Below are 15,106 nucleotides of genomic sequence, written 5' to 3'. Positions count from 1 at the left end.
GCCGGTGAACAAGGTCGAGATCGTTAGCGCACAGCTCGGTCTCACCAGCCAGTGGCAGCCGGACGGGAGCGTCCTGGTGGTCCCCGCCTACGCGTTCACCGATGCAGACGGAGGCACCTGGTCGGTTCTCGCCGTCGAGGAATCGATGCTCGACTTCCGGGCTTTTCGACCATGACGGCCGGTTGGTGAAGAACCTGTGAGTATCGAACGATCAAGCGTGTCACGGGGTCCATCTGGGCGGTGATGGAGACTTCCGCGCCGGCCCCGCGGGGGCCGCGACCACCGCTTGGCCATAGAACGCACTGTCGGAGGCGGCTTAGCCGCCACTGTCTCCTTGGCAATCGCCCGTGAGGCCCGTGCAGACTACGGGGTCGAATTCTCCCGCCTCAAGCGTCGCTTCGCGATCGCTGCGCGACGGCCTCCGGCCGCTGTTTGAGGGTGTTGGCCTGTCAGGCCCGGCATGCCGGGCCGGAGGGTGTTGTCACCGGGTTTGACCGGTATCTGGTGATCCCTGGTAAGGGGCTGAACCGGGACTTGTCCCAGGCCGTTCGTAACGTGGATGCCGAGACATCGGCGTTGAAGTTGGCAAGGGCGAGCACCACGCAGTCGCCCTGTTCCGGGCTGGGAAGGTGCTCGTCGTTAAGGCCCTGCCGACAGAGGAAGCCAAACGGAGGGACCTGATCGGGAAGCTGAAGCAGCAGGGGCAGGTGCTGTTTGTGCTTCCACTTGCAGGACGCCTGTAGAGAAGCGCAACACCCGACAGGCCACCGTGACGGGGCCCGCCCGGGTCGATCGGTCGCTCGAATTCTCGACGAAGGGAATACCCCAGCGGGGTAGGGGTTATCATTATGGAATACCCACCGGGGGTATCCACCGAAAGGATAAATATGTCTACGACTGAGTACCAAGTCACGGGAATGACATGCGGCCACTGCGAGCTGTCGATCCGTGAGGAAGTCAGCCAAATACCGGGCGTCGAAGAAATTCAGGTCAGCGCGCAGACCGGCAAGCTCATCGTGTCCTCCGCCAGCTCGATTGACGACGCAGTGGTCCTTGCCGCAGTGGACGAGGCCGGCTACTCGGCGGTGCGTTCCTTATGAACGGCGCCGGACGACTGAGTCTCTACGCAGCAGGGTTGGTAGTCGCCTTCGCTGGAGCGTTCGCCATCGCAGCCGCGGTCGTCCCCGACAGTGTCGTGACGGACTGGAAGGGCGAAGCTTCAGGCGGCCACGCGACGGGCGGGCATGAGAAGCCCGCCATGGCTGCAGATGAAGTCGCCGCGGTGACGCTTCCGGGCGTTTCCCTCTCAGCCTACGGGTACGCACTATCCCAGGTGAGTGCGCCAACGTCCGTCGACGAGGCCGGCGAGTTGAGCTTTCAGATCGCTGATGAGCAAGGCGCGCCGTTGACGGCGTACAAGAACTCGCACGAGAAAGACCTGCACCTGATTGTTGTGCGCTCGGACGGAACCGAATACCGGCACGTCCACCCGACTCTCGATGACCACACCGGCTTCTGGTCGCTGCCCTGGGAGTGGGCCGAGGCGGGCAGTTACCGGGTGTACGCCGACTTCGCGCCCGCGGTCGAAGATGGGCCTGACAAGGTGACTCTGACTCGCACGATCGACGTTGCTGGTGAGATCGCTCCGGCCCCGGTCACCGAGCCGAACACGACCGTTTCGGTCGACGGGTACGAGGTGACCGTCGACGGGACCCTGGCCGCTGGATCCGCGTCGGAGCTGACACTCAGCGTCTCCCGCGAGGGGGAGCCGGTCACTGTGTTGGAGCCCTACCTGGGCGCATTCGGCCACTTGGTCGCGCTGCGTGGCGGGGACCTCGCCTACCTCCATGTCCACGCCGAGGGCGATGAGCCCAAGGCCGGTGAGACGGCGGGCCCGGAGATCACGTTCTTCGCCGAGGCCCCCACCGCTGGCCGCTACCTGCTCTATCTCGACTTCAAGGTCGATGGGCAGGTTCACACCGCCAAGTTTGCGGTTGACGCAACCTATCAGAATGGCGACGAGCCCACTCAACCCCACGGGGAGAGCGGCTCCGACGGTCACTGACTGTCAACCGCTCCCAGAGACGTGAAAGAAGAAGGAACCCCATGAGCACTGCAACTGCCGCCAACGCTGCGGATACCAGCGTCGAACTCGAGATTGGCGGGATGACTTGCGCGTCGTGCGCGATGCGGATCGAGAAGAAGCTCAACAAGCTTGACGGAGTCGCCGCGACCGTCAACTACGCGACAGAGAAGGCCAGGATCACCGTCCCCGGTGGATACGACACGGCACTACTGATCGCTGAAGTGGAGAAGACCGGTTATACGGCCGCGCTCCCGGCGGTGAAGAAGGCAAAGGGCGCCGCAGGCGGCGAGGGTGCGGATGACGCGGACCCCGAGCTGACGTCGCTGCGCAATCGTCTCGTCGTCTCGATCGCGCTGACTGTGCCGGTCATTGCCATGGCGATGATCCCCGCACTTCAGTTCGTGTATTGGCAGTGGGCGTCTCTTGCGTTGGCCGCGCCGGTGATCGTGTGGGCTGCATGGCCGTTCCACAAGGCTGCTTGGGCGAACCTCAAACATGGCACGGCCACGATGGACACGCTCATTTCGATGGGTACCACGGCGGCGTTCGCCTGGTCGCTCTACGCGCTGTTCCTCGGCACTGCTGGCGTTCCCGGCATGACGCACCCGTTCGCACTCACCCTCGCTCCTTCGGACGGTGCAGCGAACATCTACTTGGAGGTGGCCGCTGGTGTGACCATGTTCATCCTGGCCGGACGCTACTTCGAGAAGCGATCCAAGCGACAGGCGGGCGCCGCGCTTCGTGCCCTGCTGGAGCTTGGAACGAAGGACGTGTCGGTGCTGCGCGGCGGAGTCGAAACGAAGATCGCCGTCGACGAACTCCTGGCCGGCGACGAGTTCGTGGTCCGCCCGGGGGAGAAGATTGCCACCGACGGCGTCGTGGTTTCTGGCACTTCCGCAGTGGATGCGTCGATGCTCACCGGCGAGTCCGTCCCGGTCGAGGTCGCCGCAGGTGACGCCGTCACCGGCGCCACCGTTAACGTCGGCGGGCGCTTGGTTGTCCGTGCCACCCGGGTCGGATCCGACACGCAGCTGGCGCAGATGGCGCGGCTCGTGGAGGACGCCCAGACAGGAAAGGCCCAGGCTCAGCGTTTGGCCGATCGGATCTCCGGCGTGTTCGTGCCGATCGTGATCGTCATCGCCGTGGCGGCGCTGGCTGCCTGGCTGGGCGCTGGGTTCCCCGTCGCCGCCGCGTTCACGGCCGCGGTCGCGGTTCTCGTGATCGCCTGCCCGTGCGCACTTGGGCTTGCCACTCCGACCGCTCTGCTGGTCGGCACCGGTCGGGGGGCGCAGATGGGCATTCTGATCAAGGGTCCGGAGGTGCTGGAGTCCACTCGCAAGGTCGACACGGTCGTTCTGGACAAGACCGGCACGGTTACGACCGGCAAGATGAGTTTGGTTGACGTCGTCGTGGAGCCCGGCACCGACCGTGGCGAGCTCCTGCGGCTGGCTGGTGCGCTTGAGGATGCCTCAGAGCACCCGATTGCCCAGGCCATTGCTAAGGGCGCCACTCAGGAGGTCGGCACGCTGCCGGCAGTCGAGGGCTTCGCGAATATCGAGGGCAAGGGCGTGCAGGGCATCGTCGAAGGTCACGCGCTTGTCGTCGGGCGCGAGTCGCTGCTCGCCGAATGGTCAATCGAGCTGAGCTCGGAAGTGGCCTTCGCCAAAGCGCGTGCCGAGAATGAGGGCAAGACCGTCGTGGCCGTGGGGTGGGACGGTGCCGCGCGCGGCATCCTCATCGTGGCCGACACGGTCAAGTCAACCAGCGCCGAGGCGATCGCACAGCTGAAGGCGCTGGGGCTGACGCCCGTGCTGCTCACGGGCGACAACGAGGCAGTGGCCCGTCGGATCGCCGCCGAGGTCGGAATCGACACCGTCTTCGCCGAGGTGCTGCCCAAGGACAAGGTCGACGTCATCACCCGCCTGCAGAGTGAGGGGAAGATCGTCGCGATGGTCGGCGACGGCGTCAACGACGCTCCAGCCCTCGCGCAGGCTGACCTGGGTCTGGCGATGGGTACCGGCACCGACGTGGCGATCGAAGCCTCCGACATCACCCTCGTCCGTGGCGATCTGCGCAGCGCAGCCGACGCGATCCGACTGTCCAGGAAGACCCTGAGCACGATCAAATCGAACCTGTTCTGGGCTTTCGCCTACAACGTGGCCGCCGTTCCGATCGCTGCTCTCGGACTGCTGAACCCGATGCTTGCCGGCGCTGCAATGGCAATGTCCAGCGTTTTCGTCGTCGGCAACAGCCTCCGGCTACGCAGTTTCAAAAGCAACGCAACCCCATGACACCCCCCACCACCCGAAAGAAGGCACCATGATCAGAATCAACCACCCCGCCGCAGCATCGTCTAGCTGTTGCAGCACCACGGCACCGAGCCCGGAGATTGCAGACACCGGCCGCCAGAACCTCCTGGCGGTCGCGGGTGAAGAGGCCGCAATCTGCCCCGTCATGGGCGGGACGGCCAAGAAGGAATCAGCGGAGGTCGCGGGCCTCTACCGTGACTTCGAGGGCAATCGCTACTGGTTCTGCTGCGCCGGGTGCGGCCCAGCTTTCGACGCCGACCCGGCCAAATACGCAGCCTGAATCGATTTACCCCGGGGTGCCGCAATGCGGCGCCCCGGGTGCGTCGTATACCCCTACCCGGTATAGGCTGGTACTATTGGAGCCTCACGTTATGAGGCCCTTGCCGCCGAACGTCGGAAGCTGCCGGACGACCGCTTCATCATCACAAAAGGAAATCTCTCACCATGACTATGAACAACAGCCCCAAAACCGATGCTGCAGTGACGAGCAGTACCTGTTCCGGTCACCATGCCGCTCCCGCTGACACAGCCAGCGAGGATCTCGCCCTCTGCCTCGTGATGGCGGGCACCCCCGTCGTCAAGAGCGTCGCCGAGGCACAGGGCCTCTACCGCGACTATGAGGGCGGACGCTACTGGTTCTGCTGCGCCGCCTGCGGTCCGCTGTTCGACGTCGACCCGGCGAAGTACGCAAGCGTCGCCTGAAAGTTCGACCTCGAGGGGCTCGCGCAGATTGCCTTCGCGAGCCCCTTTCGCGTTATGCCGCGTCCTCTCCCGTGAAAGGCGACAATTTGATGTCCCACCCCCATGTCCTGGTCATCGGCGCCGGCGCTGCCGGTACCGCCGCTGCAAGGGTGTTCGCCTCGGCGACTGCGATCACCGTCACCCTTGTCGGCCGCACCGGCGAGACGCCCTACAATCGCACGCTGGTGACCAAAGGAATTGCGGTCGGGCTCCTCACTCCTGAGCAGACCGCCCTTCCCGGGGTGAATGCTCTCCTCGACACCGCGATCCGAATCGAAACCGCCGAACGCCGGGTGTACCTGGCTTCGGGGGTGTCTGCCGGATACGACGCGCTACTCGTCGCCACGGGAAGTATCCCGCGTGGACTCCCCATCCCGGGCGCCGATGATGCCGCCGCGGCTGGGAGACTCACCACGCTGCATTCGGTCGCCGACGCCATCCGGGTCAGAGATGCGTTGGCCGCGGTTGGCCGCCCTGGCCGGATCGTCATCTCAGGAGCAGGACTGGTCGCTGGCGAGACGGCGACGCTGCTGCGGGAGAAGGGCCATCACGTCACCCTGCTCGCCCGTTCGTCTCTTCCTGGTGTCACAGTTTTCGGTCAAGAACTTGCAGGCCGCCTGGCGGACGCACACCGCGCTCACCTCGCCACGGCCTTCGGGCGAGCCCCCATTAGCATTCGCCTCGATGGCGCCGAACTCAGCATCCAGCTCGACGACGGTTCCTCCCTTGAAGCGGACTTGTTCGTCGTGGCGCACGGTACGACTCCCGAGGCGCCAGCCCCCTGGAATGAGGGCGTCGGGGTCGACGAAACGCTGCGGGCGGCCGAAGTCGGGGTGTACGCGGCGGGAGGGGCGGCGAACCACCACGACGATCTGCTGGGAACGTGGCGCATCGACCACTGGGCTGAAGCGGTAGCACAGGGTGAGCACGCAGCGCGCGCTATTTTGGCGGACCTGGGCGTGGGCGCGGATCCCGGCCGGTACAGGCCCCGCGCCTCATTCACTGCCGTGATGAGCGGTTCGATGGTCGCCGGGGCTGGGCTCACCGGCACGGGCGTGTCGATGCGCGTCGAGTCTGCAGACCCACTTGTCGTTGTCAACGAACACAACGGCGTTCCAATCGGAGTCATTGGAATGGACGCAGTCCCGTCGGTGTTTAGTTGGATGCCGAGGCTTCACGCCACCTTCGACCCTGTCGGTGAGGCTGCCGAACTCGTCGCGTCGCGCACCTCGGTTGCGCCAGAATCGACGAAACGCTAGTCACACGGACGTGATCCCATGATGACCCGACGCACACCACGGTGATCATGCAGTCACAAATTCCCGAGCCACCGACTGCTCACGGGCATACTGGGAGCGTCACCAGCGAAAGCACGCCGACGACTGAGCACGACACCTATCGCGTTCACCGGGTGGCCTACAGATATGGTGAGCCCCGGGCGATCATGCCAGACATGGGTGACGCCGTTCTGTTCGATATGACCGGTACTCTGACCACGGGGGAGCCGACGGTCATCGCAGTGGAATCGTTCGGCGCCGTCGAGGCGGATCCGATCCTTGCGATCGCCGCAGCCGCAGAAGGCGACAGCGAGCATCCCCTTGCCAAGTCGATCGTCCGCGCCGCGGACGACAAGCAATTGATCGTTGCAAACGTGGTTGGCACTGAGCTGGGCATCGACCGCGTCTTCGGCCAGATGGCTCCGGGGCGCAAGTTCTTGAAAGTCGAGACGTTGCAGAAGGCCGCACGGTCGCCGTGGTCGGCGACGGTACCAACGACGCCCCCGCCCCGGCGCAGGCCGAATTCGGCATCCCGATCAGCGCCGGCGCGGACTTCGCCATCGAGCCAGCTGGGGATATTCTCGCCGGTTCCGATCCCCGAAGCGTGCTCGCCGATCCGGCTATCCCGCCGTTCCTGCCACAAGATGAGGCCGTGCCTCAGGTGGACGCCGGGTCCTAATATCATCGCCGTGCCGCTTGCAGCGCCTGCGCTCGACCAAGTAGAGTCCTTGCTGCCAATGTCGGTCGGCGAGAACCTGATGTCCCCCCTGTCTGTTGTCGTGGTCGCACTCCACGCCCGACTGCTACGCCCCCGCCCGTCCTAAACCAGCCCGCTGTTTTGCAGCGCTGAACCGAAGGAACCGATCAAATGCCCACTCCAACCGTATCGATGCCCCATCACGGATACCTCACCGACAAGGACGACTACCTGAAACGCCTCAAGCGTGTAGAAGGGCAGGCCCGCGGAATCTCCAAGATGGTAGACGAAGAGAAATACTGCATCGACATCCTGACCCAGATCAGCGCCCTCACCAGCGCTCTGCGGGTTGTCGCCGTCAGCCTCCTCGATGACCACCTCAAACACTGTGTGCTCGATGCGGCTCGCCTAGATGGCCCTGGTGCGGAGATGAAGATCAAGGAGGCTAGCGACGCGGTCGCCCGACTTGTACGCTCCTAAGGGGACTTTCACGCATTGGCTACGCGGTCGCGGCGACAAACACGCACAATCGCGCTGCACGGACCAAAGGCGTCAACGGTTCCCTGTCCTCACTGATCGGAGGTGCTTTTCATGCGCTAAGAGAGTTCGGCCATCAGCTTCGCTACAGCTGCAGTGGGGCGTCTGTAAATGCTCCACTCGTTTAGCCACGACTGCGCATCAGTGAAGCGATGACGCGGACCGGTCCATCGACCCGCTCGAGCCCGCAAACCGTGCAACGACCATCCACCACGCCTCGTCGAGTGCACGCTCTCTGGACACGCAAGTCTTGATTTGCAATACCCTACCCGGGTAGGGTGTTCTATATGGTGCCGTAACGGATAGTTGCTCGATGGGATGGGCATAGGAGCAGCCTTTGCCTGACGGTTCGGGTCAATCGGTCCGGGATTCGGTATTAGATGGAATGGAGACACGATGAACAGCCAGGAAAACCACGGGGATCTCAGCCACGCCGGACATGGCGCGGTCGAACCAGGAGGCCTACTGGTCTCTCAATACGGGTACACCCTTGTCCTGCACTCGACCATCCTCATGAGCGGTCGGACGAAGGTGGTCTTCATGGTGGTCGGCCCCGACGGTGGTGTATTGACTGAATTCGTGCCGCTGCATGAGAAGTGGTTGCACTTCATCGCCATCCGGCGCGACATGACCGGTTTCCAACACGTGCATCCCGTAATGGATGAGTTCGGCACTTGGGCCGCTGACCTGGTCTTAGTCCCCGGGGACTGGCGGTTCTTCGCGGACTTCCAGCCGCCCCGTCGTGAACCCATGACGTTGGGCATCGACGCCTCGGTTGCCGGCACTTACGACCCGCAGGCAGTCCCCGACGCGCTCCGGATCGTACGCGCTGGTGCGTACACGGTAACCCTATTTGGAGGGCTCTCGGCCGGTACTCCCAGTGAACTTACCTTCAACGTCACGCTCGAAACGCAGCCCGTCAACACGTTGGAGCCCTATCTCGGCTCATACGGACACTTGGTCGCGCTGCGCTCGGGAGACCTTGCCTATCTGCACGTTCACCCGCAGGGCGAACCCGGTGACGGCATCACTAAGCCGGGGCCGGAAATCTCCTTCTTCGCAACTGCCCCCTCCGCCGGTCGCTATCGCGTGCACCTGGATTTCCAGCATGAAGGAATCGTGCACAGCGCTCATTTCACTGTGGAGGCGGCTAGGGCCGTCACGGGGTCGAAGCCGTCCGCAGCGCCGCTAACAAGCGTCGGCCAAGTGGACGACCACACCACTGATTTTCCTCCGCAGCAGCCGATCTAATCCGCAAGGAATTATCGTGCCACGACTTTCCCTACTAACGCCGAGCACAGCCGTTGGTGCTTCGCGCGACCTGCTGTCCGACCTGGTCTCTAAACATGGCCGTGTGGGCTCCATGGTCTCAGCAATGGCACATTCACCGGCCCTTCTCAGCGGCTACCTCCAACTCAGCCGCGCCATGAGGCGGACCAAGCTCAGTCGCAAGATATGCGAACGCATTTCAATTGCGGTCCAAGTGCAGCAGGGATGCGGACTATGCCTCAATTCCCACATTGACACCGCCCGCTCGCTCGGAATCGACGAAGGCGAGATCCAGAGGGCTCGGGCGGGAGGCTCCGTCGATCCCTCGATAGCTGCGATCATCGACCTCGCACTCAAGGTTTACCGTGAGCCGACGGCCATCACCGATGCACAGATCAATGGATTGCGTGACTACGGATTCAACGACCGTGAAATTGCGGACGTCGTGGGCGTCGTCTCGTTGAACATTCTTACTGGTGCATTTAACCTCCTTGCTGGCCTGACCCCGCGCCGGATCGAACCAACGCCACTTCGCTGACTTCTCCGCGCGGTGGAGTTCCTGACTAACCAATCAGACATGAGGGCAGAACCATGCGCTTGTTCGCGATACGCGATTACCGTCACCTCTTCAGTGCCCAAATCATCGCGCTGTTTGGCACCGGGTTAACTACTGTGGCGCTCGGACTACTTGCCTATGACCTCGCCGGGCCGAGTGCAGGCCTGGTCCTCGGTACCGCGCTCACCATCAAGATGGTCATGTATGTGATGATCGCGCCGCTCGCCGCCGCATACGTCGATCGATTGCCCCGGCGAATGTTCCTTGTCGGGCTGGACGTGGTACGCGCCGCTGTAGTTCTCGCGCTGCCGTTTATCACCGAGATTTGGCATATCTACGTCCTGATCGGCGTACTCCAGACTGCGTCCGCTGCATTCACACCAACGTTCCAGGCCGTGATCCCCGACATCGTGTCAGACAAGGCGCAGTACACGCGTGCCTTATCAGCGTCCCAGGTCGCGTACACCATGGAGAGCCTGCTCAGCCCGGTGCTGGCGGCAGTCGCGTTGAGTTTCATGACTTTCAACGGGCTGTTTCTTGGCACCGCCGTGGGCTTCGTCCTCTCTGCTGTTCTCGTTCTTTCGACCCGTATCCCCAATGCGCACCCCAGCGCCCACGCCAAGGCGTGGGATCGGGCCAGTGCAGGGATCAAGACATTTTTCCGTACACCTCGGCTACGCGGCGTAATGGCACTGAACCTCGTTGTCGCGACCGCCGGGTCCATCGTCATTGTCAACACCGTCAACCACGTCCGTGACGCACTGGGCGGCTCGCAGGTGGACGTAGCCTGGATGCTTGCTGCGTCCGGGGGTGGAACGCTGCTGGCAGCGCTTGCGCTCCCGCGCGTTCTGGACCGGGTGTCCGACCGCACCGTCATGATGACCGGTGCTGTGGTGCTCGTTGCCGGTACAATCGCGGCAGCGTCACTCGCCGCCACAGGGGAGCTCGGTTGGGTTGGCACAGCGATGATCTGGTTTGTAGTCGGAGCCGGAATGGCATTGATCGTCACACCGACAGGCCGGGTGCTTCGCGGTTCAGTGCAACCAAACGAAATACCTGAGGTCTTCGCCGCCCAGTTCTCACTTTCCCACCTTGCCTGGCTCATCACCTATCCCATCGCAGGATGGATGGGCACGAATCTGGGCTTCACCGCCACGTGGTCTGTCTTGGCGATCCTCGCTATCGTGGGCGCAGCAGCAGCCCGTTTCCTGTGGCCGCACTGTGACTCATTTGTCCCGCTAAGCGAGCCTCTTGTGGGAGAAGCCTGGGACACCTCGGCCACCTCGGACACCGGGATCGCGGCGGGTACCCTGGCTGAGTGCCAGTGCGCCGTCGCGCACGTGAGCTGATTGGTGCCGACCACGAACACGGTCTGCTCGCCCAGGGCAGTGGCGATCTGCTCTGCCAGGCGGCGGCTCATCCGGGGAGCGAGCTTGACTAGGCGGTTGCCGAGCCGAACCGTGCCGGCTCCTTTCCTGGAGGCCGGTGACGGGTATCCGCAGAAGGTCCAGCACTGCGGGGTGGTCCAGGTGCGGCCGAGGACGCGCTCCAACGGCGGGTGGACCTGGGCCAGGAGCCTGCGGATTCGGTTGCTCGTCGCAGTGATCTGGCCGACGACGTCATCGTCGAATCCGCAGAGCATCGAGAGGTCCGCAACCTGCTGGTTGGCGAACGGAACCGATCGCAGCGTGCGGGAGCGTTCGCCTTGGGCGATGAACGCCGCGCCGCCGGTATCGGTCTTCGCCTCGCCTGCATGCAGGTCAGCGATTCGCCGAATGGCCAGGCTGGGCAATCGCCCACGAGCACGTCCTCGGATTGGGGACTGCGATCGACAGAGCGCCGATCGCCGCGGGCTGAGCCGCCACGAACAGGATCTGGCCTCATTGTTTTAGCTTCCCGGTCAGGGCCCGCAGTTTGGCTTACTCGTTCGGCAATGCTTTGTCGAGGAGCACCTTCCCGGTCCGGTTAAGGGCGCCTGCGTGGTGCTCGCCCTTACCAAGTTCGGCACCGATAAGGACGCCAACGCTGTCGCAGTTGATTCAGGAACGCCAGGTTCCGGGTTCCAGGTTCCAGGCTCCAGGCTCCAGGTTCCGCGTTCGTAGGCCTGAACCGTGCATCAAGTCCCGGCATCCACGTTGCGAACGGCTCAGGACGGGTCTTGGTCCAACCCCTGTCGGCGGTCACTCGGGACACGGTCGCCAGGTGGAGCTCGACCCAGCGGGTCCCTGGGTGCAGGCCCATCGGAAGTCCTCGCAGAGGTCGGCGGTTGACTTGGGCCCCCATCGCGGGCTGCGGCTACGAACTGGGAAGCGTCCGGTCGATCGGCCTGTCCGCGGACACCGCGCGACAAGAATCGAGCTGATGAAGACGTGTACATGGCAGGGCTGCGGGGAAGGGTTGAAGGTTGGCGGAGTGTGGGTGCCGCTGCCCAAATAATTCCCTGGCCGCCTTCAAGGGCCCCGACTGAGGTCGCCACACTGTGTAGATGGGGATTCGCTTGTAGCGGGTGTGGGCGCGGACCGGTGGGGCATGGCGCCATGCGCCATGCCCCACCGGTCGGTTTCTAGGCCACCGCCTGCGCCACCGCAGGCTCTTGGACTGCGTTAGGTGCGGGCCGGAGGGCAACCGCGACCACAAGAGCCCCCGCGACGGCGATAATCGCTGCTCCCACGAATGCGGCGGAGTAGCCATCTGTGAGTGCAGACGCGTCGCCCGCGGCACCCGTAAACGCGGCCGCTACCGCCGTGAGTGCAGCGAGCCCGACTGCCGAACCGATCTGGTAGCTGGTATTGACCAGTCCGGCGGCCGTGCCCGTCTCCTCGGGCCGTGCACTGGAGATGGCCGTTCCGAGCGACGGGACGAAGGCAAGCGCCATCCCCAGCGCAGCCACGAGAGTAGCCGGAAGCACATCTACCGCATAATTGCCGTCTGGCCGGACAAATGCCAGCCAGCCGAGGCCCGCGCTCAGAAGGAGCAGACCGCTGACAATCATCGATTTGGCCCCAAATCGAGCCTGGAGCCGAGGCGCGAGTGCGATCATGCCGACCACGATCAAGGCGGTCATCGGCAGCAGTGCGGCACCAGATGCAAATGCTCCCGCTCCCAGAACCTGCTGAAGGTAGAGATTCAGGAAGAACCACATGGGAATCCACGATGCGCCGAGAAGCAATTGTGCGATGTTCGCAGCGCCGAGCTGTGGCGCCCTGAAGATGCCGAGCCGGAGGAGGGGCTGTCGACTGCGGGATTGGATGACGAAGAACAGAAGCAGCAGCACGACGCCGGCGATCAGCGCGGTCAACGTTTCAGTTGCGGCCCACCCGGCCTCTGGGGCGCGAACGATCCCATAGACCAGTGCCGTAAGTCCGAGAGTTCCGGTTACTGCTCCGCCGACGTCAATTGACCCGCTGCGTGCCGGTATAGCCGGCAGCGCGAACGGTGCCGCGACGATGACGAGGAGAGCGATGGGAATGGTGATGTAGAAGACCCACGGCCAGCTGGCATATTCAGTGAGCACTCCGCCGAGGAACACACCAGCTGTTCCTCCGATCGGGGCGGCTGCACCATAGATCGCGAAGGCCTTCGGGAGGTCACGTGTTCCGCCGAAGAGTGTCATCAGCAAGGTGAGTGCGGCGGGGGCGATCAGTGCCGCACCCACTCCCTGCACGGCTCGACCCGCGATCTCGAAGGCGACTGTTCCGGCGGCTCCGGCCATGACGGAGCCGATGAGCAGTGCCACCCAGCCTCCAATGAAGACCTTTCGTGCGCCAAGGAGGTCGGATAGTCGCCCGCCGAGCAGTAGCAGCCCTCCGAAGGCCACGACATAGGCGTTGAACACCCAAGACAGTGACTCGGGGGTGAACCCGAGTTCACGTTGGATGTCCGGTAATGCGACGCCGATAATCGACGTGTCCATGATGACCACGAATTGAGCTGCGGCGATGAGAGCCAAGCCCAACCAGCGCCGACCGCTTTTGCGGTCATTAAGCGAACTCATAAAAAACTCCTTAGAATTGGACCGGGCCCATACCCGGTAGGGGTATAATCTATACCCCAGGGGGGTATCATTGTCAATGTGACGTTCCGATGCGGCGAGATCCGGCCCGGATCTCCCAGCGGATGTTGAAATCGCAGCGAAGATATGGTTCGGGGGCGTCCCGACAGCGCCACCGTCATGATGACGGGCACGAATCGGGTGCCGCGTGCATCCCCAAGAACACGGAAGCCACTGAGACATGCCTGCTGCAAACGTGCTCCCGCGAAGTTTGCGATTGCCTGCTGTGCTGCGGGAAGAACCGCAGTTCCGGCTATTGTTCCTCGGCCAATTGCTGTCCGTCCTTGGCGACCGAGTCACCGCGTTGGTCCTGCCATTCGCCGTGTTGGCCGTCGGCGGCGATATGGGCCAGGTCGCGATCGTATCTGCAACGCAATTCATCCCGTTTGTGCTGCTCGCTCTCCCCGCCGGCGTTTGGGCCGATCGCTTCGACCGCCGGAGGCTGATCATCATCTCGGACGTCATCCGAATGCTTTGTCAGGTTGCAGCCGCATTTTTGCTACTTTCGGGCCACGCGACTGTCGTGCACCTCGTTGGCATTGCTGCCTTATACGGGGCCGCTGACGCCTTCTTCACTCCTGCGTTCGCAGGGCTTCTTCCGGCCGTAGTCTCAGCCCGCAACCTTCAACAAGCGAACGCGTTGCGCGGGGCAACGTTCTCGGTCAGTGCCATTGCCGGGCCGGCACTTGGTGCAGTGTTGGTCGCGTTACTTGGCCCAGGAGGTGCATTCCTTTTCGACGCGTTCACGTTTGCGGTCTCGATTTTCTGTTTCCTCCGGCTTCGCCAGACAGGGGCGGCTTCGAAGCGGGCAGGTGCTGGCGCCGGGTCGGAGCCGTTCTTTCGAAGCCTTCGTCATGGGTGGGCCGAAGTTCGAAGTCGGTCGTGGATTATCGCGTTCCTCGGGGGTTGGACTGCCTATTCCCTTTTCGTTTTGCCTGCCATCTTTGTATTGGGGCCCGTTCTGTCGGAATCAGAGTTCGGTGGTGCGTCGGGCTGGGCGACAATCGTTGTGGCCTTCGGTGTCGGGTCGCTCATCGGCGATTTCATTCTTTTAAGGTGGCGTCCTCGGTTCGCGCTGCGAGTGGCTGCATTCGCTCTCGTGGGAGCGTCATGCCAGGCCGCGATTATCGGGAGCGGTCTGGAGTTATGGGCTGTCGCTGGCCTGGAACTCATCACGGGGGTTTGTGTGACTCTGTGCTTCACCCTGTGGGAGACGAGCCTTCAGGAGCACGTTCCGTCCGCAGCGATTTCGCGAGTTTCAAGCTACGACTACCTGGCCAGTACCGGCATGATCCCTCTCGGAAACGTCGTTGCCGCCGTCACTGGCGCCACACTGGGAGTGGAACGTGCCCTGTTAGTCATGTCAGGTGCGGCGGTGGTCGTAGCGCTGGTCGTACTTTCGGTCCCCACTGTCCGCCGCTTACCGCGCTCAATTCCGCCGGCACAACGTGTGCAGCATGAGCCTGTGCCGTCCTGACGATGGCTGAGTATTTGCGGGTTTGGGGGCCAGTGAATATTGCCTTCGGGGGCCACCGGTATTGCCTTTGGGAGCCACACGGTCGCGCGGTCGGGGGCCACTGGCT

The 15,106-nt window shown here is 63.5% G+C and carries 13 protein-coding genes and 2 pseudogenes; 13 read left to right on the top strand and 2 right to left on the bottom strand.

Annotation, left to right across the window (positions count from 1 at the left end):
- Positions 1-569 precede the first annotated feature (569 nt).
- The 12 genes and pseudogenes from E3O62_RS17010 to E3O62_RS03305 form a co-directional block, all read left to right on the top strand.
- A pseudogene (locus E3O62_RS17010) lies at positions 570-722 on the top strand (IS110 family transposase); the annotation flags it as partial.
- Positions 723-887: 165 nt separating this feature from the next.
- Positions 888-1,100 (top strand): heavy-metal-associated domain-containing protein, encoded by a 213-nt coding sequence (locus tag E3O62_RS03355; RefSeq protein WP_134397544.1) that lies wholly within the window; start codon positions 888-890, stop codon positions 1,098-1,100.
- 158 nt (positions 1,101-1,258) lie between these two features.
- Positions 1,259-2,065: a hypothetical protein gene (locus E3O62_RS03350; RefSeq protein ID WP_241973289.1), complete on the top strand. Its 807-nt coding sequence runs from the start codon at positions 1,259-1,261 to the stop codon at positions 2,063-2,065.
- A gap of 41 nt (positions 2,066-2,106) precedes the next feature.
- Positions 2,107-4,377 carry a cation-translocating P-type ATPase gene (locus E3O62_RS03345; protein WP_134397542.1) on the top strand — a complete coding sequence of 757 codons (2,271 nt, stop codon included), beginning with the start codon at positions 2,107-2,109 and terminating at the stop codon, positions 4,375-4,377.
- 28 nt (positions 4,378-4,405) lie between these two features.
- Positions 4,406-4,675 (top strand): YHS domain-containing protein, encoded by a 270-nt coding sequence (locus E3O62_RS03340; protein WP_134397541.1) that lies wholly within the window; start codon positions 4,406-4,408, stop codon positions 4,673-4,675.
- Positions 4,676-4,839: 164 nt separating this feature from the next.
- Positions 4,840-5,097 carry a YHS domain-containing protein gene (locus tag E3O62_RS03335; RefSeq protein WP_134397540.1) on the top strand — a complete coding sequence of 86 codons (258 nt, stop codon included), beginning with the start codon at positions 4,840-4,842 and terminating at the stop codon, positions 5,095-5,097.
- Positions 5,098-5,186: 89 nt separating this feature from the next.
- Positions 5,187-6,395, top strand: coding sequence for an FAD-dependent oxidoreductase (locus tag E3O62_RS03330; protein ID WP_134397539.1), 1,209 nt, complete (start codon positions 5,187-5,189; stop codon positions 6,393-6,395).
- A 194-nt stretch (positions 6,396-6,589) separates the two neighbouring features.
- Positions 6,590-7,237, top strand: a complete 648-nt coding sequence (locus E3O62_RS17395; RefSeq protein WP_370448877.1) for an HAD family hydrolase — start codon at positions 6,590-6,592, stop codon at positions 7,235-7,237.
- Between the two features lie 44 nt (positions 7,238-7,281).
- Positions 7,282-7,590, top strand: coding sequence for a metal-sensitive transcriptional regulator (locus tag E3O62_RS03320; protein WP_134397538.1), 309 nt, complete (start codon positions 7,282-7,284; stop codon positions 7,588-7,590).
- A 453-nt stretch (positions 7,591-8,043) separates the two neighbouring features.
- Positions 8,044-8,898: a hypothetical protein gene (locus E3O62_RS03315; protein ID WP_134397537.1), complete on the top strand. Its 855-nt coding sequence runs from the start codon at positions 8,044-8,046 to the stop codon at positions 8,896-8,898.
- Between the two features lie 16 nt (positions 8,899-8,914).
- Positions 8,915-9,454: a carboxymuconolactone decarboxylase family protein gene (locus tag E3O62_RS03310; RefSeq protein WP_134397536.1), complete on the top strand. Its 540-nt coding sequence runs from the start codon at positions 8,915-8,917 to the stop codon at positions 9,452-9,454.
- A gap of 53 nt (positions 9,455-9,507) precedes the next feature.
- Positions 9,508-10,821 carry an MFS transporter gene (locus E3O62_RS03305; protein ID WP_134397535.1) on the top strand — a complete coding sequence of 438 codons (1,314 nt, stop codon included), beginning with the start codon at positions 9,508-9,510 and terminating at the stop codon, positions 10,819-10,821.
- Here the strand turns inward: E3O62_RS03305 and E3O62_RS17000 are convergent.
- Together E3O62_RS17000 and E3O62_RS03295 are read right to left on the bottom strand one after the other, a co-directional pair.
- A pseudogene (locus E3O62_RS17000) lies at positions 10,821-11,511 on the bottom strand (IS110 family transposase); the annotation flags it as partial. The gene E3O62_RS03305 and the pseudogene E3O62_RS17000 overlap by 1 nt on opposite strands.
- Before the next feature lie 524 nt (positions 11,512-12,035).
- The gene (locus E3O62_RS03295; protein ID WP_134397534.1) at positions 12,036-13,466 is read right to left on the bottom strand and encodes an MFS transporter; all 1,431 of its coding nucleotides are present in this window, start codon (positions 13,464-13,466) and stop codon (positions 12,036-12,038) included.
- Between the two features lie 283 nt (positions 13,467-13,749).
- Between E3O62_RS03295 and E3O62_RS03290 the strand changes: the two genes are divergently transcribed.
- A complete protein-coding gene (locus E3O62_RS03290) occupies positions 13,750-15,000 on the top strand; it encodes an MFS transporter (RefSeq protein WP_166786406.1) in 1,251 nt (416 codons plus the stop codon).
- Positions 15,001-15,106: the final 106 nt, after the last annotated feature.

The organism is Cryobacterium sp. TMT2-15-1, assembly GCF_004402345.1.
GTDB lineage: Bacteria > Actinomycetota > Actinomycetes > Actinomycetales > Microbacteriaceae > Cryobacterium > Cryobacterium sandaracinum.
This window is presented reverse-complemented; position numbering and strand designations above follow the sequence as displayed.